The following is a 25,187-nucleotide window of genomic DNA, read 5'->3' on the forward strand; positions in this document are numbered from 1 at the left end:
ATGGCTAAGCGGCATATTGTTATTGTGGGCGGGGGTTTTAGTGGCACGGCGTTAGCGATCCATCTGGCCCGTTATGGCAGTGCCGGACTGGACGTCACGTTGATTGAACCTCGTCCGTCTCCCGGGCGCGGAGTGGCTTATGGCAGTATCGATCCCTCTCATCGTATTAATGTGCCGGCAACACGTATGTACCTGAGTGCGGCCGAAGAGGGGGAGTTTGATCGCTGGTTCCGTGCTTCACCGGCTTTTCACGACGATCCACAGGCGCTGTGGCATGACGGTAGCGTCTATCCACAACGCTCACAGTTCGGTACCTGGGTCGGAGAACAGTTCAGTAAGGCGAGCGAAGTATCATCAGCCAGCATCCGATTTGTGCAGTCTAAAGCGGTTGCGCTGCAACAGGGTGAGGTGGTTACCGCGGACGGACGACATTTCCCGGCCGATGACCTGGTGCTGGCGATCAGCCATCCCCCTCCGGCGCTGCCCTCACTGCTTAAACCTTTTCGCCATTCGCCGGCACTGATCGCCGACCCGTGGCAGGCAAATGCACTGGCCGGGGTAAAACCCGATGACCGTGTCGCGATTATCGGCAGCGGTCTGACTATGTCCGATGTGGTGGCATCACTGCACCGACAGGGGCACCGCGGCAATATCGTGGCCTTTTCACGGCGTGGTTTGCTGCCGCGTCCGAATCTTAGCGGTAGTTTCCCCACCCTGACCCTCGACTACGCCAGACCTCAGCCGGCGACAGCCCGGGGCTGGCTGCGGCGTATCCGTCAGGAAGTGGCGGCTGCAGGACAGCAACAATTGCCCTGGCAACTGATCCTTGATGATATCCGCAGGAATGGCCAGAGCATCTGGCAACAACTTCCGCTTGCCGAACAACAACGTTTTCTGCGCTATTTACGGCCGTGGTGGGATGTTCATCGATACCGGATTGCCCCGCAGATTAATGCGGTACTGGAACAATGGCAGACCAGCGGACAGTTGCAGGTTATCGCCGCACACTTAACCGCAGTCACTGCGGATGAGCAAACCCTGACCCTGGCGTTACGGCCGCGTTGTACCGCTGAACAGCGCCTGACCGTGGATAAACTGATCGTCACCACCGGCCCTGCCCATGGCTCTCTGCTGAGCAGTGATGAACTGTTAAGTCAGCTGGCCCACGATGGGGTGATCTGTGCCGACCCCCTCGGACTGGGCATTCAGGTGAATCAGCATTCGCAGGCTGTCAATGTCCGGGGAGAAACCTCTGCCAGGGTGTATGTGGCCGGGCCTGCGGCACGCGCCCGTTTTGGTGAACTGATGGGGCTCCCTCAGGTCGCCGATCATGCCGAAGCCCTGGCCCGTTATCTGCTGACCATTCAGGGCCCACCCGACACTGAGCGATGTCGGAAGTTACCGCCAGCCGGATAGCGACTTTCCTGAATAACCTGCATTTTCCTGACAACAACAATTACGGGTGAACCGGCGGCTGAGTGCTGCCCGTTTCGGCCCGGGGAGTACTTATGCCTTCGCAACGTGAAATCCGCATTAATGCCTTTGATATGAACTGTGTCGGTCACCAGTCACCGGGACTGTGGGCCCATCCGCGGGATCGCTCATGGCAATACAAAGATCTGGAATACTGGACCGATCTGGCACGTCTGCTGGAACGCGGTAAATTCGACGGGCTGTTTATTGCCGATGTACTGGGCATTTACGATGTTTATAACGGCACTTCCGATGCCGCGATTCGTAACGCCACCCAGGTGCCGGTCAATGATCCTCTGGCGCTGATCACCCCGATGGCGCTGGTGACCGAACATCTTGGTTTCGGCCTGACGGCTTCACTCTCGTTTGAACATCCCTATCCGTTTGCCCGCCGTCTTTCAACGCTCGACCACCTGACCAAAGGCCGTGTGGGCTGGAACATTGTTACCTCTTACCTGGAGAGTGGCGCCCGCAATATCGGCCATAAAGCGCAGACCGGACATGATGCCCGTTACGATTATGCCGACGAGTATTTGCAGGTGGTCTACAAACTGCTGGAAGGGAGCTGGGAAGATGACGCGGTACTGCGTGACCGGCAGCGCGGCATTTTCAGCGATCCGCAGAAAATCCACCCGATTAACCACCAGGGACATTTTTTCCAGGTGCCGGGCATTCATCTGTGTGAACCCTCACCGCAGCGCACTCCGGTGCTCTATCAGGCAGGCGCCTCCAGCCGGGGTAAACAGTTCGCCGCCGAACATGCCGAATGTGTGTTTGTCGCCGCACCCTCGAAGGTGTTGCTGAAAAAAACGGTAGCAGATATCCGCCGCAGGGCCGAAGAGGCCGGTCGGGACCCGCGCAGTGTGCTGATTTTTAATCTGCAGACCGTCATCGTCGGTGAAACCGATCAGCAGGCACGGGCCAAATGGCAGGACTACAAAAAGTATGTCAGCTACGAAGGGGCTCTGACGCTGATCTCCGGCTGGACAGGGATCGATTTCAGTGAATACCGGCCGGACCAGGTGCTGAAACACCTGCATACCAATGCCATTCAGTCGGCAGTAGAAACCTTTTCGACCGCCGATCCCGACCGGCAGTGGACGGTCGAAGCACTGGCTGACTGGGTGGGTATTGGCGGGTTCGGTCCGCTACTGGTGGGCAGCGCCGAAACGGTGGCCGATGAACTGCAAAGCTGGGTAGAGGAAACCGATGTTGATGGTTTCAATCTGGCCTATGCACTGACCCATGAAACCTTCAGCGACGTGGTGGAACTGTTGGTGCCGGAGCTGCAAAAACGTGGGGTATACAAACAGGATTACCAGCCCGGTACGTTGCGTGAAAAGCTGTTTAGTCAGGGACCAAGGTTGCAGGCACCCCATCCGGGTGCCGGTTACCGGGTTTCTGCCTCCTGAGGAATCTGCCAATGATCGAAATTGACAATCTGCATAAGCAGTACCTCAGTGCGAATGGTGTTACCGAAGTGCTGAAAGGTATTTCGCTGACGGTACCCCCGGCTTCTATTACTGCGGTACTGGGGCCGAGTGGTGCCGGGAAATCAACACTTGCCCGCTGCATCAGTCTGCTGGAACAGCCCACTTCCGGCAGTATCCGGGTCAACGGCAATGATTTGTCGCGGCTGTCAGGAGAAGCGTTGCGTCGTGAACGACGTGCTATCGGCACGGTATTCCAGTCCTCCGCGTTATTGCAATGTAAAACGGTGTGGCAAAACGTGGCTCTGCCGCTGGAATGGCTGGGGGTGGTCCCGCGAGATATCAAAAGGCATGTCGGTGAGTTGCTGGAGAATGTCGGTCTGGCTGACAAGGCACAACATTATCCGGCGCAACTTTCCGGGGGCCAGCGACAACGGGTAGGCATCGCGCGGGCACTGGCGCTGCAACCCCGGGTACTGTTGGCCGATGAAGCTACCTCCGGCCTGGACCCACAGTCAACCGCTGCAATCCTTGGTCTGCTGAGGCAACTGCGTGATCAGTACGGTCTGGCGATTGTGCTGATCACTCATGAAATGGATGTGGTGCGCAGTACTGCGGATGCCGTGGCAGAGATTCAGGATGGCCGGTTGATTCAGCAGGGGCCGTTAACTCAGTTACTGGCCGATCCCGGGTCACGGCTGAGTCGTCAGTTATTTCCACTGACACCGGCAGACGGGCAGGGGGATTTACTGTTGCAGCTTAGTTATGGCGACCGCCCGCTGGCCGCAGACTGGATAAGCCAGCTGAGTCAGCAGTATGGGTTATACATCGATCTGCTGGCAGCCCATGTTGAACAGGTCGATGGCCGGCTGGCGGGACGGATGCAGGTCGCTGTGCGTTTTACCCGTCACAACATCGACACAGAGCAACTGCTACGTCATCTGTTCCGGCTGGGGATCAATGCTGGGGTGATTCAGACCCGAAATGCGTTACAGGAGGCGGTATGAAACCGGTTGATGTAATGAGCCAGGATACCCCCTGGAGCCAGATCCATACCCTGATGGTCCCGGCTTATCTGCAAACCTGGCTGATGGTGGGGATTGTGATGTTATTTGTGGTTAGCCTCGGCGGTCTGACCGGTGTGGTGTTATTTAATACCTCCCGCCACGGGTTATTCCCGCGGCCACGACTCAATCATGTGCTGAGCTGGCTGGTGAATATGGGACGTTCGCTGCCGTTTCTGGTGTTGATGGCGGCGATTATCCCGTTCACTTACTGGCTGACCGGCACCACCATCGGAATTCCTGCGGCGGTGGTACCGATGATTGTCGCCGGCACCCCGTTTTTTGCCCGGCTGGTAGAGAACGCGCTGCGCGAACTGCCGGCAGAAGTGACGGCCGTTGGCCTGGTCTCGGGAGGATCTCCCTGGCAGATCATCTGTGGAGCCCAGCTAAGTGAGGCCCTGCCGGCCATTGTGGCCGGAATTGTACTCAACCTGATCTCGATGATTGAGTATTCGGCGATTGCCGGGACCATCGGTGCCGGAGGCATCGGCTATCTGGCGGTGGTATATGGCTATCAGCGTTTTGACCATCACATCATGATAGCCACCATTATCGTGCTGATTGCCACGATTCAGATTATTCAGTTTACCGGTGACCGACTGGTCGCCGCTCTCCAGCATGCGAAAGGCAGCCATTCATCATGACTCAGCACAACTTTGAAATTAAACAGAAGAAAACCTGGCCGAAAATCGTGCTGCTGGTGGCGGTGATAGTGATAGCTGCCCTCGCCTGGCACTTTACCTCCCGCCAGCAGCAAACGGTGACCTTTGGCAGCACACTGAAAGTTCACTTTGAACCGGCGATGGCCGGAGAACAGAAAGTGATTGAGTACGTGGCTCAGCATATTGCCCCGGACTATGGCATCAAAATCGTCGCGGTAGGATTGCAGGATTCAGTGCAGGCCAACCGGGCGGTGGCGGACGGGCAATATGCTGCCACTGTTCATGAACATAAGTGGTGGCTTAAGCAGGTGGCCGAGGCGAATAATTTCGCGCTGACCCCGACGGAGCCGCTGTTCCAGTGGGCGTTCGGTCTCTATTCCGACAAATATCCGTCGGTGCAGGCGTTACCGGACGGTGCGGTGATCGTGGTGCCGAATGATGGTGCCAACCAGGGGCAGGCACTGTGGCTGCTTAGCCGTATCGGCCTGATCGGCCTGGACCCGTCGGTAGAGCCGCGTACGGCAAAACTGGCCGATATTAAGCAGAATCCACATCATTTTGTATTTAAGGAACTGGATCTGCTGACCATCCCCCGGGCGCTGAATTCGGTGGATGCGGCTATCGGTTATGTGTCGCAGTTTGATGCCGGTAAGGTCCCGCGCGACAAGGGTATTTTATTCCCTCCGGCGCCAAAAACCTTTGCCTCACAACTGGTGATTGGCACCCCGTATCTGAAAGACAAAAATATTATTCAGCTGGAGAAAGCCTTTGCCGATCCGCGCCTGCAACAGTGGCTGAAGCAGACCGATGATCCACTGGTTCATGGAGTTCTGGTCCCCGTTTCCGGTGACTAAACCCCTTTAAGGACAGTCAGTTAATCGCGGGTGACCGGATAGGTCGCCCGGCGTTTTCCTGTGGCTAAAATATCAATTAACTTATTGATTATATTGTATTTAATAGCAATATTTGTTGTTTGTCTTTCCGGGTCTTGCAGCTTATAAATCGTCTTATCATCTGCAGCTTCTGCGCCTTGCAGACAGCCCATTACAAAAAGACGAGGGTTCTATGAGCACAATAAACACTGATGACGGTCTGCTGGTGCCGTCATCTCATTCATCGCCCGTCAGCTCGGTCGGTGATGTAGCAAGGCTGATTAACCGTCATGCGGGCAGCCGGAAAAACAGCTATGCCAGATTCATCGTTTTTCTGGCACTGGGCGGTGTTTTCCTCGACGCCTATGACCTGACAACGCTCTCCTACGGCATTGATGATGTGGTGAAAGAGTTTGGGCTGACACCCACTCTGACCGGCGTGGTGACCTCTTCAATTATGGTGGGCACCATCATCGGTAATCTGCTCGGCGGCTGGCTAACCGATAAATATGGCCGCTATTCGGTATTTATGGCCGATATGCTGTTCTTTGTGGTATCTGCGATAGCCGCAGGACTGGCACCCAATGTCTGGGTACTGATCGGCGCCCGTTTTCTGATGGGGATTGGTGTCGGCATTGACCTGCCGGTCGCCATGGCTTATCTGGCCGAGTTCTCGAAATTCACCGGCAAAGGTAACAAAGCCTCACGGCTCGCCGCCTGGTGTCCGATGTGGTACGCCGCCTCTTCGGTCTGTTTCCTGATTATCTTCGGACTCTATTTTGTGCTGCCACAGGCGCATATCGACTGGCTGTGGCGGGCTTCGCTGTTGTTCGGGGCGGTACCGGCGTTATTAATTATTGCCGTACGCAGCAAGTTTATGAACGAATCGCCATTGTGGGCCGCCAACCAGGGGGATCTGAGTGGTGCGGTACGCATCCTGCGTGATTCTTACGGTATCAAGGCTCATGAAGCCGCCCCGCCGCAGGCAGAGAAAAAATCTCCGCCTAAAGTCAGCTTTCGTGTGTTGTTTCAGAAACCGTATCGTGAACGTACCCTGGTCGCTGCGGTAATGAACATCTGTATCTCCTTCGAATACACCGCCATCGCCTTCTTCCTGCCATCGATCCTGGCACAGTTCCTTGGTGCCGGGGTGTTTGAAACCATTTCGGCCTCGCTGGGGCTGAATGCCTTGTTTGCCTTTACCGGCGGATTGCTGGGGATGCGCCTGGCCTGGAAATTTCCTTCCCGCCATGTGGCGATTGCCGGATTTGCCCTGCAGTTTATTGCGTTGGTTTCGCTGGCACTGATCGGGCACCCCACAGTACTGGTCGGGGTGGTGTTTGCCATTCTGATGCTCGGTCTGTGGCTGTTCGCGGAAGGATTCGGTCCCGGAGCACAGATGATGATTTATCCGGCTCTCTCTTACCCGACACATATCCGTGCCACCGGAGTGGGCTTCGCACGTTCACTATCCGGGATTGGCAGTGCGCTGGCGCTGTTTATTCTGCCGATTTTGCAGGCATCGTTTGGCACCAATATGTTCTGGATTGTCTCTCTGGCGGCCATTATTCCGATTATTTTCCTACTGGCTGTCCGTTTTGAACCTACCCGTCATGACATTGATGATCATGCTGTACAAGGAGAATCCCATGTCTGAACCACAGATTCCTGATTATGAAACCATTGCGGCAAAATTCCGCCCGATTTTTACCCGGATAGCCGCCGGGGCGGCCGAACGTGAAATCAACCGCCAACTGGCGAATGAACCGGTACGCTGGCTGAAAGAGGCTGGGTTCGGTGCACTGCGGATTCCGGTGGAACAGGGCGGTTTTGGCGTCAGCTTGCCGCAACTCTTCCGGCTGCTGACCGAACTGGCGGAAGCCGACTCAAACCTGCCCCAGGCACTACGTGCCCATTTTGCCTTTGTCGAAGACCGGCTGAATCAGCCGGACAGCGAAGACCGGCGCCGCTGGTTCGGCCGTTTTACCGACGGGGAACTGGTGGGAAGTGGCTGGACGGAAACCGGTGACATTAAGCTGGGGGAAGTGGTGACCCGGGTAACAAAGACAGAGCAGGACTGGCAGCTTGATGGCCATAAATTTTACAGCACCGGCACACTGTACGCCGACTGGATCGATGTTTTTGCACGGCGCAATGACAATAACGGCGATGTGATCGCGATAGTCAGTACCCACCAGTCAGCGGTGGAGCGGGAAGATGACTGGGACGGTTTTGGACAGCGTCTGACCGGCAGCGGCACCACCCGGTTTAATCAGGCCAGGGTCGAAGCTGAACATGTCTATGATTTTGCCGATCGTTTCCGTTATCAGACCGCCTTTTACCAGCATGTGTTATTAGCCACCCTGGCCGGTATTGGTCGCGCTGTCACCCGCGATGCTGCACAAGGTGTCGCTGCCCGGAAACGTATCTACAGCCACGGTAATGCCCCTCAGGTGAGACAGGATCCGCAGGTATTACAGGTGGTGGGACAAATTTCGTCCTGGTCATTCGCCGTGGAGGCCGCGGTACACCAGGCGGCGCTTTCCCTGCAACGTGCCTGGGAACTGCACGACAGTGCTGATGAAGCGGCTGTTTTACAGGCGAATATCGATGCCGAAGTCGATGCGGCCAGGGCCCAGGTGATTGCCTCCGAACTGGTGCCACGGGCGGCGACCGAACTGTTTAACGCTCTGGGAGCTTCAGATACCCGGGTCAGTAAGGCGCTGGATCGCCACTGGCGCAATGCCCGCACAGTCTCTTCCCACAATCCGGTGATTTATAAAGCCCGTAACGTGGGGGACTGGGAAGTGAACTCGCATCAGCCCACCTTTATCTGGCAAATCGGTAACGGTGAGTAGGGGATTACAGATGACACAACAGCAAACCCGGCGGCTGCCGGAACCGGCCACAGTGATTACCGGTGAGCAGCAGGCGATCGAGGCGGCCCGGGCCGTCGCGGCGCTGGCGGCAACCGATGTGGTGAAACGGGATCGCCAACGAATTTACCCGCAAGAAGCACTGGCACTATTCAGTAGTTCTGGGCTGGGGAGCATTCTGGTACCGCGCCACTATGGCGGAGGCGGATTATCTTACGCCACGGTGGCGGAGGTGTTCCGCATCATCTCCGCCGTCGATCCTTCGCTGGGACAGATTCCACAGAATCATTTTGGTCTGATTCAGTATCTGCGGGATGAAGGCACAGAACTGCAAAAACAACAGCTATTTGACCGGGTGGTCGCGGGCTACCGCATTGGTAATGGTGGTCCGGAAAAAGGGGCCCGTCATACCCGTGAGGTGCTGGCCAGGCTGCGTTATACCGCGGAGGGGCCGCGACTGACCGGTGAAAAGTTTTACTCTACCGGAGCGTTATTTGCGGATATCGCGGCCACCACCGCCATTGATGACCAGGGTAAAGCCTTGCTGGCCTTTATTCCGCTACCTGCTGAGGGGCTGCAAATCATCGACGACTGGTCAGGCATCGGTCAGCGTACCACTGCCAGCGGCACCATGCGCTTGCAGGAGGTGGCAGTCGATCCCAACTGGCTGGTGGCGGTTCCCGCTACCGATAAGCCTTCGCTGCGAGGTCCGGTTTCTCAGCTGATTCAGGCCGCGATAGATGCCGGTATTGCGCGTGGTGCGTTTGAAGAAGCCCGGGAATTTATCCTTCACCAGTCACGGCCGTGGGTGGATGCCGGGGTAGATCGTAATGCAGACGATAGCCAGTTGCAGGCGGATGTCGGACGGGTGTATGTCGACTTACTGGCGGCAGAGGCCACACTCCGACAGGCCGCCGCAGTGCTGGATAGCATTGACCCTGCGCAACTGGATGCCGCGACCGCCGCACGGGCATCGATTGCGGTGGCCGGTGCCAAGGTACTGACCACCGCAGCGGCGTTACAGGTGAGTGAAAAACTCCTGGAATGGGGTGGCAGCCGCGCGACCCTGGAACAGCATGGCTTAGATCGCCACTGGCGCAATGCCCGCACTCATACCCTGCACGATCCGGTGCGCTGGAAGCAGCATACCCTTGGAAATTATTACCTTAACGGCGTTGAACCTGTACGCCATGCCTGGATATAAGGACGCCATCATGACAGTGAGTCAGGTAAGCCCGAAACACCCCGCCGCAGTGATTACCTCCCCGCAGCAGGCCGTCAGCGTCGCCCGGGAACTGGCGGATGCTATCCGCAGCGGATCGGCGGTACGTGATCGGGACAGAATTCTGCCGCTCCGTGAGCTGGAACAGTTTTTTGCCTCCGGCCTGGGGGGCATCACCGTTCCGAAAAGCTTTGGCGGAGCCGGGGTGCCGACCGCCACGCTGGCAGAGGTGACGTCGATTATCAGCGAGGCCGACAGTGCTATCGGTCAGGTGCCGCAAAATCATTATTATGCGCTGGAAGTGCTGCGGGTTAACGGCAGCCCTCAGCAACAGCAACGGCTGTATGCCGAAGTGCTGGCCGGGGTCCATCTGGGAAATGCGCTGGCAGAGTTCAGCTCCCCGGCTGCTCATCAACGTTCCACCTCTATCCTGCCGCAGGGCGATCACTACCGACTACAGGGTCGAAAATTTTATGCCACCGGGGCGTTGTTCGCGGACCGCATTCCGACAGCCGCACGGGACGAAAATGGCAACGATCAGCTGGTATTTGTGCCCCGTCATCAGTCCGGGGTCACGGTGATCGATGACTGGTCTGGCTTTGGTCAGCGCACCACCGGCAGCGGTACCGTGGTCTTTGAGCAGGTGCTGATTGGAGGCGAAGATATCGTGCCATTTTCCTCCGCCTTTGAACGGCCCACCACGGTCGGGCCGTTCGCCCAGATTATTCACGCGGCGATAGGCCAGGGGATTGCCCGGGCGGCATTTAACGACATGCTTGGTTTTATCCGTCAGCAGGCCCGGCCCTGGCCGGACTCCGGGCTGGAACGGGCCGCCGATGACCCATTGACCCTTGACAGAATCGGTCTGCTGGCTGCCCGGTTGCAGGGGGGCGATGCACTGCTCAGTACGGCAGGTCTGGCGGTGGACGCTGCACAGGCAGATCCGGATGCCGGTAGTGTGGCCGAGGCCTCGCTGCAGGTGGCGGCCGCGCGGGCCTGGACGACCGAAGTCTCTCTGCAGGCCGGTAACCTGTTGTTTGAACTGTCCGGCACCCGTTCTGCATTGCGTGAACACAACCTGGACCGTCACTGGCGCAATGCCCGTACCCATACGCTGCATGATCCGGTCCGCTGGAAGTATCCGATTATCGGTAACTATCTGTTGAACGGTGTGTTGCCGCCACGCAGGGGAACAATATGAGTCAGCCCGGAAAACAGGTACTGCTTAATGCATTCAGTATGAACTGTGTCGGCCATATTCATCACGGGATGTGGACCCATCCACTGGATCAGTCGGTGGATTTTAACTCGCTGAATTACTGGCTGGAACTGGCAAAAACCCTGGAGCGGGGATTGTTCGACGGGTTGTTTATTGCCGACATTCTCGGGGTTTATGACGTTTATCAGCAGGGGATTGCCCTGACGGCCAGTGAATCTATCCAGTTGCCGGTCAATGACCCGTTACTGCTCATCCCGGCGATGGCCAGTGTGACGCAACACCTTGGGTTCGGGGTCACCGCTAACCTGAGTTATGAAGCGCCTTATCCGTTTGCCCGGCGTTTCTCGACGCTCGACCATCTGACCGGGGGGCGGATTGGCTGGAATATTGTCACCGGCTATCTGGACAGCGCGGCACGGGCGATGGGTCAGGCTCAGCTGGCGGGGCACGATCGCCGTTATGATCAGGCCGATGAGTTCCTTGAGGTGAGTTATCAGCTGTGGGAGGGAAGTTGGGAGGATGATGCGGTACTGGCCGATAAGCAGCGGCGGTTGTACGCCGACAGTCAAAAAATTCATTCGATCCGCCATCATGGGGAATTTTATCAGCTGGAGGGTTATCACCTGTCATCGCCTTCACCGCAGCGCACACCGTTGTTGTTCCAGGCCGGCAGTTCCGAACGGGGCAGCCGGTTTGCCGCACAACATGCGGAATGCACTTTTGTCAGTGGAGGTAGCTTGCAGGGAACCCGGGCTCAGGTTGAAAAACTGCGTCAGGCCGCCCGCGAACAGGGACGACAGCCGGAGGATATCAAGGTGTTTATGGGCGTTTCGGTGATTGTTGCCGCCACCGAGGCGGAGGCTCGCAGCAAACACCAGGAATATCTGCGTTATGCCAGCCCGGAGGCAGGTCTGGCCCATTTTTCCAGTTCCGTGGGTATCGATTTTGCACAATTCGGCCTCGACCAACCGGTCAGCAGTGGTCCTACACGGGCGATTGAATCGGTCAGCAAAGCCTTTGATGGCTGGACGCCCAGGCGCTTACTGGAACAGCACGCTCTGGGCGGGCGCTATACGCTGATCGTCGGATCTCCTTCGCAGGTAGCGGATCAGTTGCTGAAATGGGTGGATGAGACCGGGATCGATGGTTTTAATCTGACGCGGATCGTTAATCCGCAGAGTTATATTGATTTTATCGATCTGGTGGTTCCGGAATTGCAGCAGCGTGGCCGTTACAAAACGGCTTACCCGCCGGGGACTTTCCGCGAAAAGTTGTTTGGTCAGTCTGCGCGGTTACCGGCGACTCATCCGGCCGCACAAGCGCGGCGCTGAACCTGAAACACCGCCCTGCGGGGCGGTGGTGATGATTCAGTTCCAGGCATGGCGTGGCGGGTTAATATTGTTCAGATAGTAGTTTCCCACATGGAAATATTTCCAGCGCACCGGGTCGTGCAGCGTATGGGTACGCGCATTACGCCAGTGGCGATCCAGATTAAATTCCTCCAGGGTTGAGCGTGTTCCTGCCAGCTCAAACAGTTTATTTCCGGCCTGTAATGCCACTTCGGTGGTCAGCACTTTGGCTTCGGCGGTTGCTACAGAAGCTGCCGCCACGGTCTGCTCATTCGGCTGTTTTAAGGCTTCATCAATCAGTTGTCCTGCCCGCCATAACAGCGACTCTGCGGCATGCAGCCGGATTTTCAGGTCACCAATCGCCGCGATGGTGAAGATATCCTGCGAGGCCTTTTCCTGACCACTGTCGATCCACGGGCGGGATTTTTCATTAATAAATTTCACGGTATCAGTGAGGGTGCCACGGGCGATACCGGCATCGACCGCCGCCTGGATAATCTGCGAGATCGCGCCGGCGGCGGTAGGCCGGTCAAAGGCTTTCCAGACCGGAATCACATCTTCCTCTGTAGCCCGGACATTATCCAGCACGACGCTGCCGGACGCGGTGGTACGCTGGCCAAACGAGGACCAGTTATTAATGACCGTCAGCCCTGCACTGTCGCGGTTCAGAACCACCAGTTGCACCAGCCCCTGTTCATCGACCGCCACGGTATGTACCTTGTGGGCCAGCAGGGCGCCGGTGGCATAAAATTTCTCGCCATTCACCCGCAGATGATCACCGTGCCTTGTCAGGGTGGTCCGGAAATCGGCAACGGTTTTTGAGCCTTTTTCGGAAAAGGCATTACCCCAGCGTTCACCGCGTAATACGCCGGCCAGCAGCCGTTGTTTCTGGCTTTCGCTGCCATCAGCAATCAGATGGGCCACCCCCGCCAGATGGTTCTGCGGGATTTGCCCTAATGCGGAATCTGCCGCCGAGATAATGGAAATCACCCGTGCCACGGTCGCGTAAGAGACTTCCGCGCCGCCATAAGCTTTTGGCACATTGATACCCCACAATCCGCTTTGTGAAAATGCCTCCAGTTCGGCCACCGGCAGTATCCCTTCGCGGTCACGCCGGGCGGCTCCAACGGCGAATTGTTCTGCCAGTTGTTCTGCAACCTCAATCGCCTGCTGGTCACTACGGATAATCTGTGCCGGGACCGACGGCAGTGGCAACGGAGCCAGGGGTTCAGAAGAATTCACGTAAATATCGGCGGCCTGTGGAACCTCTAATGTGCTCATCACTTCTCCTTACCAGACATGTCGCGCATTGCGCAGAATCCCCATAGTGGCACAGTTTTTCCGCGACAAATTAGAACAATTCCGGCAATCGATTTGCGGCAGATGAATAACGATAAGAATATGAAATTAAACAGGTATTTTAAATTCTATTGACGCTTCCGGGGGAGGGGGTCATCCCCGGGCGTCTGAGGTTCCGGTCGGCCCCGGAACGCTTCCACCGAGACCGGGGGCCGGGGACTATTTCCCGGGGAGAGGGGCGGCAGTCAGATTGACATTTTTATTCTGGCTCAGAGTAAACAGTGACAACAGGGTAAAGCTCAGCGCAATCAGCCCCAGTACCAGATAGGCCCCTTTAAAGCCGATATTCTGGTACATCACGCCGGCCAGATAAGACATAAAAATCATCGCCAGCTGTTTGAAGAAACAGAAACAGACCAGATAGATAGTCGCCGAAAACCGGACTTCAAACTGACTGGTAATGTATTTAAAACAGCCGACAATCAGGAAAGGGATCTCGAACATATGCAGCGTTTTCAGCACCACCACTTCTACGGCATTGGTGGCAAATGACGAACCGACGATCCTGACGGACATAATGGCTCCCGCCAGCAATAGGGCATTTTTCCCGCCAATCCGGTTCACAATCAACGGCGCAAAAAACATGATCAATCCGTTCAGCAGTTCGCCCAGCGTCGTGACATAGCCAAACACCTGGGTGCCTTTGGCGGGGCTGCTAAAAAATCCGGTAAAGAAATTAGCAAACTGCTGATCGAAAACGTCGTAGGTACAGGACACGCCAATCACGTATAACGACAGGAACCACAGCTTCGGTTGTTTAAATAACTCCAGTGCCAGCTTCAGGCTGAATGCCGACGGGTTAGCCCCCACCGCATTGGCGACCACGGCAGAAGAGGAGCTGGTGGTCCGTGAGAAAAACAGCAACAGTGCGAGGATTACCGCACAACCCGACCCCAGCCAGAACACAAACTGATTATTAATGGTAAACATTATTCCCGTGATCGAGGCGCAGATAGCCCAGCCCACACAGACAAACATCCGCGCACGACCAAACTCGAACTGGCTGCGGCGGCTGACTTTCTCGATATAGGCCTCAATCGACGGGCCACCGGCATTGTAGATAAAACCGAGGTAAATCCCGCCGACCACCGAACCCAGTAATACGTTGTATTGCAGCAGGGGGCCGAACACATAAATAAAGAACGGGGCAAACATCACCAGCATGCCGGTAATCACCCACAGCAGATGTTTACGCAGCCCTAATTTGTCTGACAGCAGGCCAAACACCGGCTGAAACAACAGCGAGAACAGTGAAATCGAGGCAAAGATCATCCCGGTATCTTCCTGACTGATATGGTTGATATCGTGCAGCCAGATCGGGAAGAACGGAAAGTAGGCTCCCATAATAAAGAAATAGAAGAAAAAGAAGCTGCCGAAGATCCAGAAATTAGTGTTGCGTAAATAGTACATAATCGTTTCCTTGCGCCGCACTGCCGGCAGTGCTGAACACTGCCGGCAAAGGATTAATGGTGATTATTTCTGCCCCAGACAATCTGATAATGGTAATGACGAGCCGTGAGCAAATACTCAGGCGCGACTGACGGGCTCCAGGAGTCATCACCACCGATCCCCATGTGGAAACCATCAATATTCAGCCAGCTTCCCGCCTCCGGAGACAGCAGATGGCGATGGCTGGTCTCTGCCAGCTGTTGTTGGCTGTATCGGCTCAGGTTGAACTGAAAATCTCCCTGCCACTGATGGTTGCCATAGCCTAGTTGCCGGGTTGCACAGCGCAGACCGTTCTCCGATGGAAAAACATAAGGGGTATACAGGGCATCCAGCGGCAGATCCCAGCGATCAACGCGGGCTGAACTGAGACGATCCGGATAGTTTTCATGTGGTCCGAGTCCCAGCCAGTTAACCCGTTCAGCCACCTGTGACAACTGGCACGTCAGGCCGATTCTGGCCGGCGGGGTGCCACCGCCAGGCAGGTCAACATCGACGGTAATTTGCAGGTCACCCGCCGCATCGATCCGCCACTGTTTGCGGCTGATAAACAGGGTGGTGTGCTGATGCTGCCAGCGATGCAGGGTAGTTATCAGCACCGCGTCGCTCAGTTGTTCAGCGCTACACTGCAGTAATACCGGTTCTGCGGCGTAGTGCCCGGCCGCTTTCCAGCGCTCAGCCCAGGCATTAGGGTCAATCCGGTGGGCTTCACTGACCCCGATATCATTATCCAGCGGCGCCCGGGTAAACTGGTCTGTCAGGGCGCTCAGTAACTGCGGTTGTGCATCGATAAAATACTGGCTGAGAACCCCGGCTTCACGGCTGAATTCCCAGCGGCGGTTCCCGGCAGTCACGCTGAACTTAGTGTCAGTAGTACTCAGTTGCGGGGCCTGGCCGTCAGTGGTACTCAGGGGTTCCGCCACACTCTCTTCCAGTAGCCACTGCTGCCAGCCGCTGATATGCAAGGCTTCTGACCAGCGGGTGGCCTGTGGCTGGACAACTTCGACATTCAGCCACAGCTGACCGTTACCCTTTGCCAGTGAAACATCCGGCAGTTCAATTATCTGGCTACCCTGTGGCTCGATATCCAGTGTCAGCTCACCTTCGGCCAGGGTCTGTCCATCCTGAGCGAAACGCCACCGCAGTAGTTCGTTACTGGTATGACGGAACAGGTACTCACTGTCGATTTGCAGGCGACGTGGCTGGCCCGGCAGCAGATGAAAACTAAAAAATTGTTGTGCATGCTTCGCTTCATATAGCGAAGGGTGCGGCGTACGATCGGCGAAGACCAGACCATCCATACAGAACTGCCGGTCATTGGGCATATCCCCAAAATCTCCGCCGTAGGCTGACCAGGGTTGACCCTGGTCATCGTATTTAATCAGTGACTGATCCACCCAGTCCCAGACGAATCCTCCCTGTAACCGGGGATACTGACGAAATGCCTGCCAGTAACGGGCGAAGCCTCCCAGGCTGTTGCCCATCGCATGGGCGTATTCACACAGGATCAGCGGGCGATGTTCGCCCGGCAGAGACAGCCATTTCCTGATCGACCATTTAGGCACCGCCGGGAAAGGTTGATCCTGATCCACCCGCGCGTACATCGGGCAGATAATATCGGTGGCTGCGGTGTCTGCGCCGCCGCCTTCGTACTGTACCGGTCGTGACGTATCTTCAGATTTGATCCAACGGTACAGCGCATCGTGGTTGACACCATGTCCGGACTCGTTACCCAGTGACCAGATAATAATGCAGGGATGGTTACGATCCCGCTGTACCATTCGCGTGACGCGCTGGCTCATCGCCGGTAACCAGTCCGGATCATCGGTCAGCCGGTTCATCGGCACCATACCGTGAGTTTCGATATTCGCTTCATCCACCACATACAGGCCATAGTAATCACACAGCCGGTACCACAAAGGATGGTTAGGGTAGTGGGAGCAGCGCACCGCATTAAAGTTATGCTGCTTCATCAGCAAAATATCGGTAACCATGGTCTCTCTGTCCATCACCTGGCCGTTGAGCGGGTGATGTTCGTGGCGATTGGTCCCGCGGATCAGTAGCGGTTGCCCGTTGAGTAATAACAGACCGTTGCGGATGGTCACTTCACGGAACCCGACATCGCAGGCTTCGGCCTCAGCCAGTTGCCCGTCGGCGGACGCTAACAGGATCACGGCACGGTACAGTTGCGGGTCTTCGGCACTCCACAAGGCCGGTTGCGTGACCGGAATCCGCAGCGTGGTACGTTCGGCATAGCGGCCACGTTCATCCACAATATCGCTGCCGGGAACCCCGCTGACCTCGCCAATCAACTGATCCTGCTGCCAGAGTTGCAGGGTCAGTTGCAGATCAGGGCTGATATTCCCCTGCAAATGGATCTCCGCTGCCAGCTCTGCGGCGCTGAAATCGTTATTCAGTCGGGTGGTGATCCGGTAATCACTGATCCGGGTTTCCGGCTTATGCAGCAGGGTGACATCGCGGAAAATACCGCTCATTCGCCACATATCCTGGTCTTCAAGATAGCTGCCGTCACACCAGCGCAGCACCATCACCGCCAGCCGGTTGTCGCCCTGTTGCAGAAAATCAGTGAGGTCAAATTCAGAAGGCAGACGGCTGTCCTGGCCGTAGCCGACAAGTCGGCCGTTACACCACAGATAAAATGCCGAATTCACCCCTTCAAAGATGATTCTTGTCTGGCCCTGCTGCAACCACTGCGCATCGGCTTTAAATGTGAGCGAGTAACAACCTGTCGGGTTGTGCTCCGGCACCCGGGGAGGATCGACCGGAAACGGGTAGGTGACATTGGTGTAAATTGGGGTGTCGTAGCCCTGCATCTGCCAGTTAGAAGGCACAGGGATCTCGCGGCTGTCAGGCAGATCGGCCAGCCGCCAGCTATCGGGGACATCCTGCGGCCGGTCAAACAGGCGGAACTGCCACTGGCCATTCAGGCTGCGCAGACTGTCTGACGGCCGATCTTCTGCCGCTGCCTCCGCGGAACGCCAGCTGCTAAAGGGCGGGTGTGCCGCCAGCCGGTTGAGCTGGGTGATGGCTGGATTTTGCCAGTGGTTCAGGGCCAGCACCGCGTCCAGAGAGTCACTGTTCTGTGTCATTACCGCAATCCTTAAAAATTGTTATCCGCTCACAATTCTTAAAACATAAATGCCGGTACTATTTTCTGTAAAGCAGCAACTGCCCGGTCAGTGAACTGACTCACATTAATTTATTCACCGGAGGGAAGGCGCGAGACCTGGCGGGCCAGACGGATCAGTGAAGCGGAAAGCTCTCTGGCAGAGACGGCATCACGGCCCGGTGGCTGTACGGTATGACGTACCACCAGGCTGACGGGCAGTTGCTGGTTTTCAGTGCCTTGTTCGCCACGCGATAACTGCAGCAGCCGGTCAACGCTGGTTTTGCCGAGCAACGGAAAGTCCTGACGAATGGTGGTGAGAGGCGGAATATAGCAGCAGCTGTCATCGGTATCATCGTAGCCAATCACCGAAATATCGGCCGGAACCTGCAGACCATATTCGCTGATAGCCCGCATGGCACCGAGCGCCATCTGATCATTGGCAACCAGCATGGCACCCGGCAGGATACCTCGCTCCAGCATCTGCCGGGTTTGTAAAAACCCCGACATGGCGCTCCAGTCACCCTGCAATTCGGCGACCGGTTGCAGCTGTTGGCGGGCAAGGGATGACAGCCAGCCGCTGCGTCTTAGCCTGGCGGAGACCGAACTTTCCGGGCCACTGAGCAGTGCAATCTGCTGATGGCCCCGGGATAACAGATATTCTGCTGCCAGTTGCGGTCCCTGCTGGTGAGAGAAAATGATGCTGTTGACCGGGGCACTGTCTGAAACATCCAGGAACAGCACCGGGACGTTGCCGCAGGCATTGGCCACTTCCCGCGCATCATCATCATCCAGTGGAAAGTTAACGATAATACCGGTCACCCGTTGTGCCAGCAGATGATAAATGGCTGCTTTACAGGCCTGCAATCCGGCATGTTCAATCATGGAGATAACCACACTGGCAGAACAGTGGTCAGCGCGGGATTTAATGGCGGCGACAATCTGGGAGGGGGCATGCAGTGCCAGGTGGGTGGTTGCCACGCCAATCAGCGGGGATTGTTTTCCTGCCAACTGCTGAGCGACCCGGTTGGGGATATAGTTCAGTTCAGCCATCGCCGCTTCGACTTTCTCGCGGGTCCGGGCCGAAACATGGCTGGCCTGATTAACCACCCTTGAGACGGTCTGGTATGAGACCCCCGCAAGGTCTGCAACATCATACAGTGTGACTGGTTTCATGAGTTCTCCCTGATTACCGGCTGTCCGCTGGCTATCATGCCACAGTTCTCTGCAGAGTCGCTATGTCCGGTGGTTGGGTCAGGGTTCCGGCGGGCGCGCCGGGGCAATATTACCGATACGCACCGGCAGCCCCGAATATTGCCGACAGCGTTTTTTCAGCGCCTGCCACTCTTCTGTCTGCTGGCGATTGTGGGCAGTCAGGGAATCAAAGGCTTCTTCAGAGAATTCGATACTGAACTCCCCCGCTATCTGCGGGTCGTCTTCGGATAAGGGCTCTGCGTCTTCTTGTTCTTCGTCCGGATCTTCATCCCGTTCAGCCAGCAGCTGTTGCAGTTGCCGGGTATTATGTTCGGCCACCGCCGGGCTGTAATAAAACAGCCCGCTGATAAAAATGGCTTCCAGCAGTTCACGAAAACTTAATTCGGTTTCGCTGTAGAGCCGGTGGCGGTGGGTATCATAGTCAATACCGGTAACCCCTTTCTGAAGTAACCCGTCCTGTGGCAGGAATTCCAGCGCCTGTCGGTTATCAATCACTACCGGCAGGTTTTTAATATCATGGATATTTTCGCTCAGGCTCCAGTGTTGTGCAGAGTCAAAGCGGATGCCAAAAGCGCTACATTCGGTTTCGATATCGAAATCATCGGCGGGTGCCAGTTCACGGGAAAAATAGTCGTTAAGGTCTTCCTCTTCTCCCGGTTGCAGATACTGATAACTACGAACCACCGCGCTGTGACGGCGGATACATATCCAGTCAGGCCCGTTGCTGGCCGATGGGGCCGGTTTTTTCATTTCACGGATATAAGCGGCGACATCACGGTCCAGCAGGGCGGTTAACAGATCCTGCCAGGCTTCCACCGCAATCAGGATTGCCGCCAGGGTGGTGCCCTGTTCAATCACCACCGGGTGCCGAAAGAAGCGTAACAAAAACCAGGGGTCATCAGCGGGCTGGGTCCGCAGAACAGACAGCAGAGGCAGGGCGGTGGCGTCGTCGAAGTCAGATTTAAAACGCAAAATCTGGTCTGCACAAAAATAAAGACGGCCTTCCATCATAGTGTGGTTCCCGCTGAGGACAGTACCAACACCTTAGCAGAGCCGATTAACCGGTGGTAGGGGGCAGCCCCCGGAAACTGAGGTTGTGTGATAATCCGCCGCATGGCAGAACAATCGCAGAGTACTGCCGGGGCTGTTGCACACCGGCAGTACCTAATCAAAGGGGATAAGATCAGAAGTGGTTAATCAGCCAGAACCCGGCCGTCAGGCCAAAACTGCGCATGTTAAAGAACCAGAAGAACACAAACAGGCAGAAGGTCGGGTGACCACGCTCACGGCTTTTCGCCTGATGAAACTCCCGGAATTTAAACATCATCAGCAAATTTACCAGCAATAGTACCAGCAGCGGCGCGTACAGTTTCGGGAACGGCATAGTGAACAGCCCAAGCCCGTAGTAATCCCGGTAACTTTGCAGGAATTTCAGGCTGCTGACAATTTCAAACGCCAGCAACAGCATCAGTATAAACGGCGTTATGCGGGCATAGATAAATCTGGCCGCGAAATTATCCAAAGGCAGCGGGGGGCGCTTCGGGGCTGACCTGCGAGCGGGCTGTGCAGAAGGTGCCGGAGACGGCGATGGACTCTGTGATGGCAGGCGGGTATCAGGCTCACCGGCCCAATTCCCCAGGTTATCATGCCGGTCAGCGGCACGTTCATTTTCGGCACAGGACGGGCAATAATCATTAATGATCTGCTGATGACATTTGGGGCAGGTTTGCATGCAACATCCTTTCTGAAGCGTGAGACTGGCTCAGTGAAAGCCCGGCCTGTAGCTGCCGGAACGAAAAGCGTTTTATGGTTGTCGGCAAATCATCGCATGGCCTATAGCGGAAGGCAAATGAGGGGGAGTGGGGGAGTGGGATTAGCGGGATACCCGGGAGTGCAGGTTGGTTTAATGGCTCGATAAGGTGTTATTGAGGTGGACCGGTGAAAATGATTACGATTGGGGATCTAAATGGTTGAAATTCTGCATTGAGCGAATAGCGGGTGTTCGCTGTTAACAAATGCATGTAAACGATTTACTTTCGCAGTCGCATATTAGTAACATAGTAGTGCCACGGTCGCCTCGCTAAGGAAGGCAATCGCGATAAGGCGGTGCTTGGTTTATCCGGGGTACGACCTGGCGAATTACTTGAGAATGCTGCTGATAAGAGGCTTAGTAAAATCCTCTAAAAAAATGATGGTCACTTTAAGTAATCAGCGTTTACATCTACTTTTCCCTATACGTTATGAACATTCAAATCAGATGTTAACTTTTACCCCAAACAAGGCGCTGGTGTCGGAGTATCCTCTGTCAACAATCTGTCGGCCAATATTACCCCACAGGTTAATATTTTTTGTGATCTGGCTGGAGCTCTCAGACATGGTGTGAACGTAACTTGGTAGGTTTAAATCATTACAAAAATTAACGGTTCAAATCTTCTCTAGTTAATCCTAATTTTCATTCTGGAATAAATCATGGAATTACGGCAGTTACGTTATTTTCTGAGTGTTGCTGAACATAAAAGTATCCGTCTCGCATCAAATTATGTGCACGTGACTCAACCTGCTATTTCACGACAACTGCAGGATATGGAGAGAGAAGTTGGATTTAACCTCTTTATTCGTCATCCGCGCGGACTCGATCTCACACCTGCTGGAGAGACCTTTTATCATGATGTAAAAAAACTAATGGCCGATCTGGATGTTTCTATTGAAAACGCCCAACGTATTGACAGCGGTTTCGAAGGGCATCTGCGTCTCGGGTTTGTCGAAAACAGCAGTTGGGATGGTGTGGTGCCCGCGACACTTCGCCACTTTCAGCAGTTAGTCCCACAGGCTACACTTGAGCTAATTCCGTTAAATACACCTGAACAGGTCTCACTTATTGAAAAGGGCAATCTTGATGGCGGTTTTATTTATGAGTTTGGAGCCCAGTCTGATCAGTGCAGGGTTATTAAGTTACACCAGCATGATATCAGGTTAGCGCTGCCAAAGACGTGGGCATTGTGTGATGAGAGTGACAGCGTATCATTACACCGCGTTGCACATCTGCCTTTTATCACATCATCTCGTCGAATTTATCCTGCCTATTACGATCATCTCATGTCTGCGTGCCACAATTTGGGCGTGACGTTAAAGATTGTACAGGAAGAACAAACTGAGTCAGCGATTCTGGCATTGGTGAGCGCAGGCATTGGTGCCGCATTGGTCAACTCTGCCAATATCTCTCGCCAGCCTGTAGGGGTAGATTTGATCAAACTGTCAGATCTAAATATTATGATGCCACTGAGTTTTTCCTTTCTGGCTAAAAATAATGCGCCATTGCTAAATCGCTTCTTAGATTCACTACATATTTCTCATAAAGCCTTATCTAATCCTTAGTGATGCCCATAAGGCATCAGCAGATCTACTATTTAGTATTTTTATTAATACCTAGTGTAATCCCATACTGAGTCTCATTTACAAACGACCTAGTTCAGGAAGATAAAATGACCTCACAACGTTCTCTTATCAGTGCAACGGTAGATTGGGATGCCGATGGTTATCAAACGGGTGTTCTGCTGCTTCCCCACTCACATGATACATCTGCCTACGGGCGAATTCCCATCCCTGTAGCCGTATTGAAGCAAGGAAACGGCCCTACGGTTTTAATGACGGGCGGTAATCACGGTGATGAATTAGAGGGGCCTATTGCCCTGATGAAAATCATGCAAGAGATGGAAAATTGGAAAATAAACGGCAGAATTATTGTGATCCCTGGCCTGAACTTTCCTGCGTTTCAAAAAGGTACACGGACATCTCCTCTGGATAAAGGCAATTTAAACCGAATGTTCCCAGGTAATCGCAATGGAAGTCTGACCGAAATGATAGCCCATTACGTTGACACAGAACTATTTCCGATCTCTGACGTCATTCTGGATATGCATGCGGGGGGAGCGTCATTCAATCATGCTCCGGTTCTATTGGCAGCCCTGCCTGAGGATACGGCGCAGCATGATGATTACATTAAGCTGGTTAACGCCTTCAATGCACCTACAACCATGATCATGGATTTACTGGGAGAAGATCGAACTTACGGCGCGGCGGCAGAGAGTCATGGCAAACTTTTCCTCTGCGGTGAGTTTGGCGGTGGGGCATCCTGCAATCCTGATTACCTCCAGATTGTCGAAGCCGGATTAAGACGCGTTTTGCAGGCTTTGGACGTGATCAGCCATGCTCCCGCGCAACAACAGAGTGAAACGCGACTCATGAAAGTTAAAGGAGCCGGACACTATCTATTCTCCCGCGGACGCGGTGTTTTTGAACCCTGTTTCAAGCTCGGCGATCACGTACATCCCGGGCAGCTTGCAGGACGACTCTTTAACATCGATGCTCCATGGGAGGCAGCGACAGAGCATTATTTCAGCCAAGAAGGTGAGATCATGGTTACGCGAACTTTCTCTCATGTCGTTGCGGGTGATTGTCTGGCCGTTATCGCGTCACCTTCGTCATGGTGCTGATTAATTTTTCTCCTAGGGCATGACATATGAACACTGAAACGATAACGAAAGTAATAAATAACGCTTCTCGTGGTGGCGCCTATGCTATTGGGTTATTTCTCGCGTGCTTTGCATTCTCGTATCTTGACCGCCAAATTTTGAGCATTCTCGTCGAGTCCCTGAAAACCACGCTAAATATTTCAGATATCCAGATAGGGATCCTTCAAGGATTCTCTTTTACTCTCTGTTATGCCACTGCTGGCGTAATGATATCCCGAATGGTGGATAGTGCAAATCGCGTTAAATTAATCGCGGTATGCATTGCTATTTGGGCTTGTTCAACCATGTTATGTGCTACGGCCAGCAGCTTTACCGAGCTGTTGATATGGCGTGGAGGTACCGCCATTGCCGAAGCCGCTCTCAGTCCGGCTGTTTTGTCGATTTTTGCGGATATGTTCATCGCCAGCCGGTTAACCCGAGCAACGGGGATCTTTATGCTAGGTCCCTATATTGGTAGCGGCCTGGCATTGACCGGAGGTGGAATGCTGTTGGGTTGGTTAGGTAATATGCTCAATGCTCAAAACAGTTTCGTGGGTATGTATCCCTGGCAATTGGTATTTTTACTTGTCGGTTTTCCGGGGTTACTGCTGGCTGCATTAGTGTTTTTCACTGTCCGTGAGCCAGCTCGACTTAATCCTTACGCCAAGTATACTCTGGCAGAGGTCGACGTGCCGAGTTTTCGGGCGGTAGTCCATGAGCTGGTGGTAAAAAACCGCTTTTGTCTGCCTTATTATTTTGCCTATTCCTGTCTCATCATGTTGTTTTATTCGCTCACGGCCTGGTTTCCTACTGTCATGATCCGACATTTCAGTCTGACGGCTGGACATGTTGGGCAGGTCAGTGGCCCTACTTATATGTTTGCGGGTATAGCGGGCGTGCTGTTAGCCGGGAAGCTCGTCAGTATGAAATGGCAAGCAAATCTGTTGAGAAGCGCACTGAAAGTGTCAGCTTATGCTTCGGGGGGGCTGGTTGTTTTTTCTGCAATTGCACCGATTATGCCTTTTTCTACAGCTATTGCTTTTTACGGTGTTACTCTGTTTTGCGCCAGTATTGTTATGGCGCTGGCCCCCATTCCGCTGCAAATTGCTGTTCCAAACCGTATGCGTGGTCGCGCCATATCGTTGCTTGTTTTCATGACTAACTTACTGGGAGGAGGAAGCGGACCTCTTCTGGTGGGTTATTTAAGTCAGCAATTGCATGGAACCACCAATGCACTCGGTATTGCACTAGCAATAGTCTGTGCGGGTGCCGCGATTGCAGCAGCGGTTCTCTACTCACTGTCCGTCAAATACTGTCCTGATATTGTCACTAATGATTAACTCTCAACAGTGTATTCAAGTT

19 protein-coding genes are annotated in these 25,187 nt (G+C 54.7%); 13 read left to right on the top strand and 6 right to left on the bottom strand.

Annotated elements, in window-relative coordinates:
• From HA49_RS00585 to HA49_RS00630, 10 genes are all read left to right on the top strand, one after another.
• On the top strand, window positions 1-1,416 hold the full coding sequence (locus HA49_RS00585) for an FAD/NAD(P)-binding protein (RefSeq protein WP_038017152.1): 1,416 nt from the start codon (window positions 1-3) through the stop codon (window positions 1,414-1,416).
• Window positions 1,417-1,508: 92 nt separating this feature from the next.
• Window positions 1,509-2,885 (top strand): LLM class flavin-dependent oxidoreductase, encoded by a 1,377-nt coding sequence (locus HA49_RS00590; protein ID WP_038017154.1) that lies wholly within the window; start codon window positions 1,509-1,511, stop codon window positions 2,883-2,885.
• A gap of 11 nt (window positions 2,886-2,896) precedes the next feature.
• Complete coding sequence (locus HA49_RS00595) at window positions 2,897-3,910, top strand: methionine ABC transporter ATP-binding protein (protein WP_038017157.1); 1,014 nt, start codon at window positions 2,897-2,899, stop codon at window positions 3,908-3,910.
• Window positions 3,907-4,611, top strand: coding sequence for a methionine ABC transporter permease (locus HA49_RS00600; RefSeq protein ID WP_038017158.1), 705 nt, complete (start codon window positions 3,907-3,909; stop codon window positions 4,609-4,611). The genes HA49_RS00595 and HA49_RS00600 overlap by 4 nt, the downstream gene beginning before the upstream one ends.
• The gene (locus tag HA49_RS00605) at window positions 4,608-5,483 is read left to right on the top strand and encodes a MetQ/NlpA family ABC transporter substrate-binding protein (RefSeq protein ID WP_038017160.1); all 876 of its coding nucleotides are present in this window, start codon (window positions 4,608-4,610) and stop codon (window positions 5,481-5,483) included. The genes HA49_RS00600 and HA49_RS00605 overlap by 4 nt, the downstream gene beginning before the upstream one ends.
• 211 nt (window positions 5,484-5,694) lie before the next feature.
• Window positions 5,695-7,158, top strand: coding sequence for an MFS transporter (locus HA49_RS00610; RefSeq protein ID WP_038017162.1), 1,464 nt, complete (start codon window positions 5,695-5,697; stop codon window positions 7,156-7,158).
• On the top strand, window positions 7,151-8,359 hold the full coding sequence (locus HA49_RS00615) for an acyl-CoA dehydrogenase family protein (RefSeq protein ID WP_038017163.1): 1,209 nt from the start codon (window positions 7,151-7,153) through the stop codon (window positions 8,357-8,359). The genes HA49_RS00610 and HA49_RS00615 overlap by 8 nt, the downstream gene beginning before the upstream one ends.
• Before the next feature lie 10 nt (window positions 8,360-8,369).
• The gene (locus HA49_RS00620) at window positions 8,370-9,581 is read left to right on the top strand and encodes an SfnB family sulfur acquisition oxidoreductase (RefSeq protein WP_038017165.1); all 1,212 of its coding nucleotides are present in this window, start codon (window positions 8,370-8,372) and stop codon (window positions 9,579-9,581) included.
• 10 nt (window positions 9,582-9,591) lie between these two features.
• Entirely contained in the window at window positions 9,592-10,800 is a 1,209-nt protein-coding gene (locus HA49_RS00625) for an SfnB family sulfur acquisition oxidoreductase (RefSeq protein ID WP_046791615.1), read from the top strand.
• Window positions 10,797-12,149: an LLM class flavin-dependent oxidoreductase gene (locus HA49_RS00630; protein ID WP_038017166.1), complete on the top strand. Its 1,353-nt coding sequence runs from the start codon at window positions 10,797-10,799 to the stop codon at window positions 12,147-12,149. Before HA49_RS00625 ends, HA49_RS00630 begins: the two co-directional genes overlap by 4 nt.
• 36 nt (window positions 12,150-12,185) lie before the next feature.
• On the opposite strand, the gene HA49_RS00635 is transcribed toward HA49_RS00630, so the two are convergent.
• The 6 genes from HA49_RS00635 to HA49_RS00660 form a co-directional block, all read right to left on the bottom strand.
• Window positions 12,186-13,448, bottom strand: coding sequence for an SfnB family sulfur acquisition oxidoreductase (locus HA49_RS00635; protein ID WP_038017169.1), 1,263 nt, complete (start codon window positions 13,446-13,448; stop codon window positions 12,186-12,188).
• A 237-nt stretch (window positions 13,449-13,685) separates the two neighbouring features.
• A complete protein-coding gene (locus HA49_RS00640) occupies window positions 13,686-14,936 on the bottom strand; it encodes an MFS transporter (RefSeq protein ID WP_046791616.1) in 1,251 nt (416 codons plus the stop codon).
• 53 nt (window positions 14,937-14,989) lie between these two features.
• The gene (locus HA49_RS00645; protein WP_038017171.1) at window positions 14,990-18,082 is read right to left on the bottom strand and encodes a beta-galactosidase; all 3,093 of its coding nucleotides are present in this window, start codon (window positions 18,080-18,082) and stop codon (window positions 14,990-14,992) included.
• Between the two features lie 110 nt (window positions 18,083-18,192).
• A complete protein-coding gene (locus HA49_RS00650; protein WP_038017172.1) occupies window positions 18,193-19,275 on the bottom strand; it encodes a LacI family DNA-binding transcriptional regulator in 1,083 nt (360 codons plus the stop codon).
• A gap of 78 nt (window positions 19,276-19,353) precedes the next feature.
• Entirely contained in the window at window positions 19,354-20,325 is a 972-nt protein-coding gene (locus HA49_RS00655) for a hypothetical protein (RefSeq protein ID WP_052752411.1), read from the bottom strand.
• A gap of 172 nt (window positions 20,326-20,497) precedes the next feature.
• Complete coding sequence (locus tag HA49_RS00660) at window positions 20,498-21,046, bottom strand: hypothetical protein (RefSeq protein WP_038017174.1); 549 nt, start codon at window positions 21,044-21,046, stop codon at window positions 20,498-20,500.
• 737 nt (window positions 21,047-21,783) lie between these two features.
• Between HA49_RS00660 and HA49_RS00665 the strand changes: the two genes are divergently transcribed.
• The 3 genes from HA49_RS00665 to HA49_RS00675 all read left to right on the top strand — a co-directional run bounded on the left by HA49_RS00665 (window position 21,784) and on the right by HA49_RS00675 (window position 25,165).
• Window positions 21,784-22,689, top strand: coding sequence for a LysR family transcriptional regulator (locus tag HA49_RS00665; protein ID WP_038017176.1), 906 nt, complete (start codon window positions 21,784-21,786; stop codon window positions 22,687-22,689).
• 107 nt (window positions 22,690-22,796) lie between these two features.
• A complete protein-coding gene (locus HA49_RS00670; RefSeq protein ID WP_038017178.1) occupies window positions 22,797-23,807 on the top strand; it encodes a succinylglutamate desuccinylase/aspartoacylase family protein in 1,011 nt (336 codons plus the stop codon).
• A 26-nt stretch (window positions 23,808-23,833) separates the two neighbouring features.
• Entirely contained in the window at window positions 23,834-25,165 is a 1,332-nt protein-coding gene (locus HA49_RS00675; RefSeq protein ID WP_038017180.1) for an MFS transporter, read from the top strand.
• Window positions 25,166-25,187 lie beyond the last annotated feature (22 nt).

This window comes from Tatumella morbirosei, from assembly GCF_000757425.2.
GTDB classification, from domain to species: Bacteria; Pseudomonadota; Gammaproteobacteria; order Enterobacterales; family Enterobacteriaceae; genus Tatumella; species Tatumella morbirosei.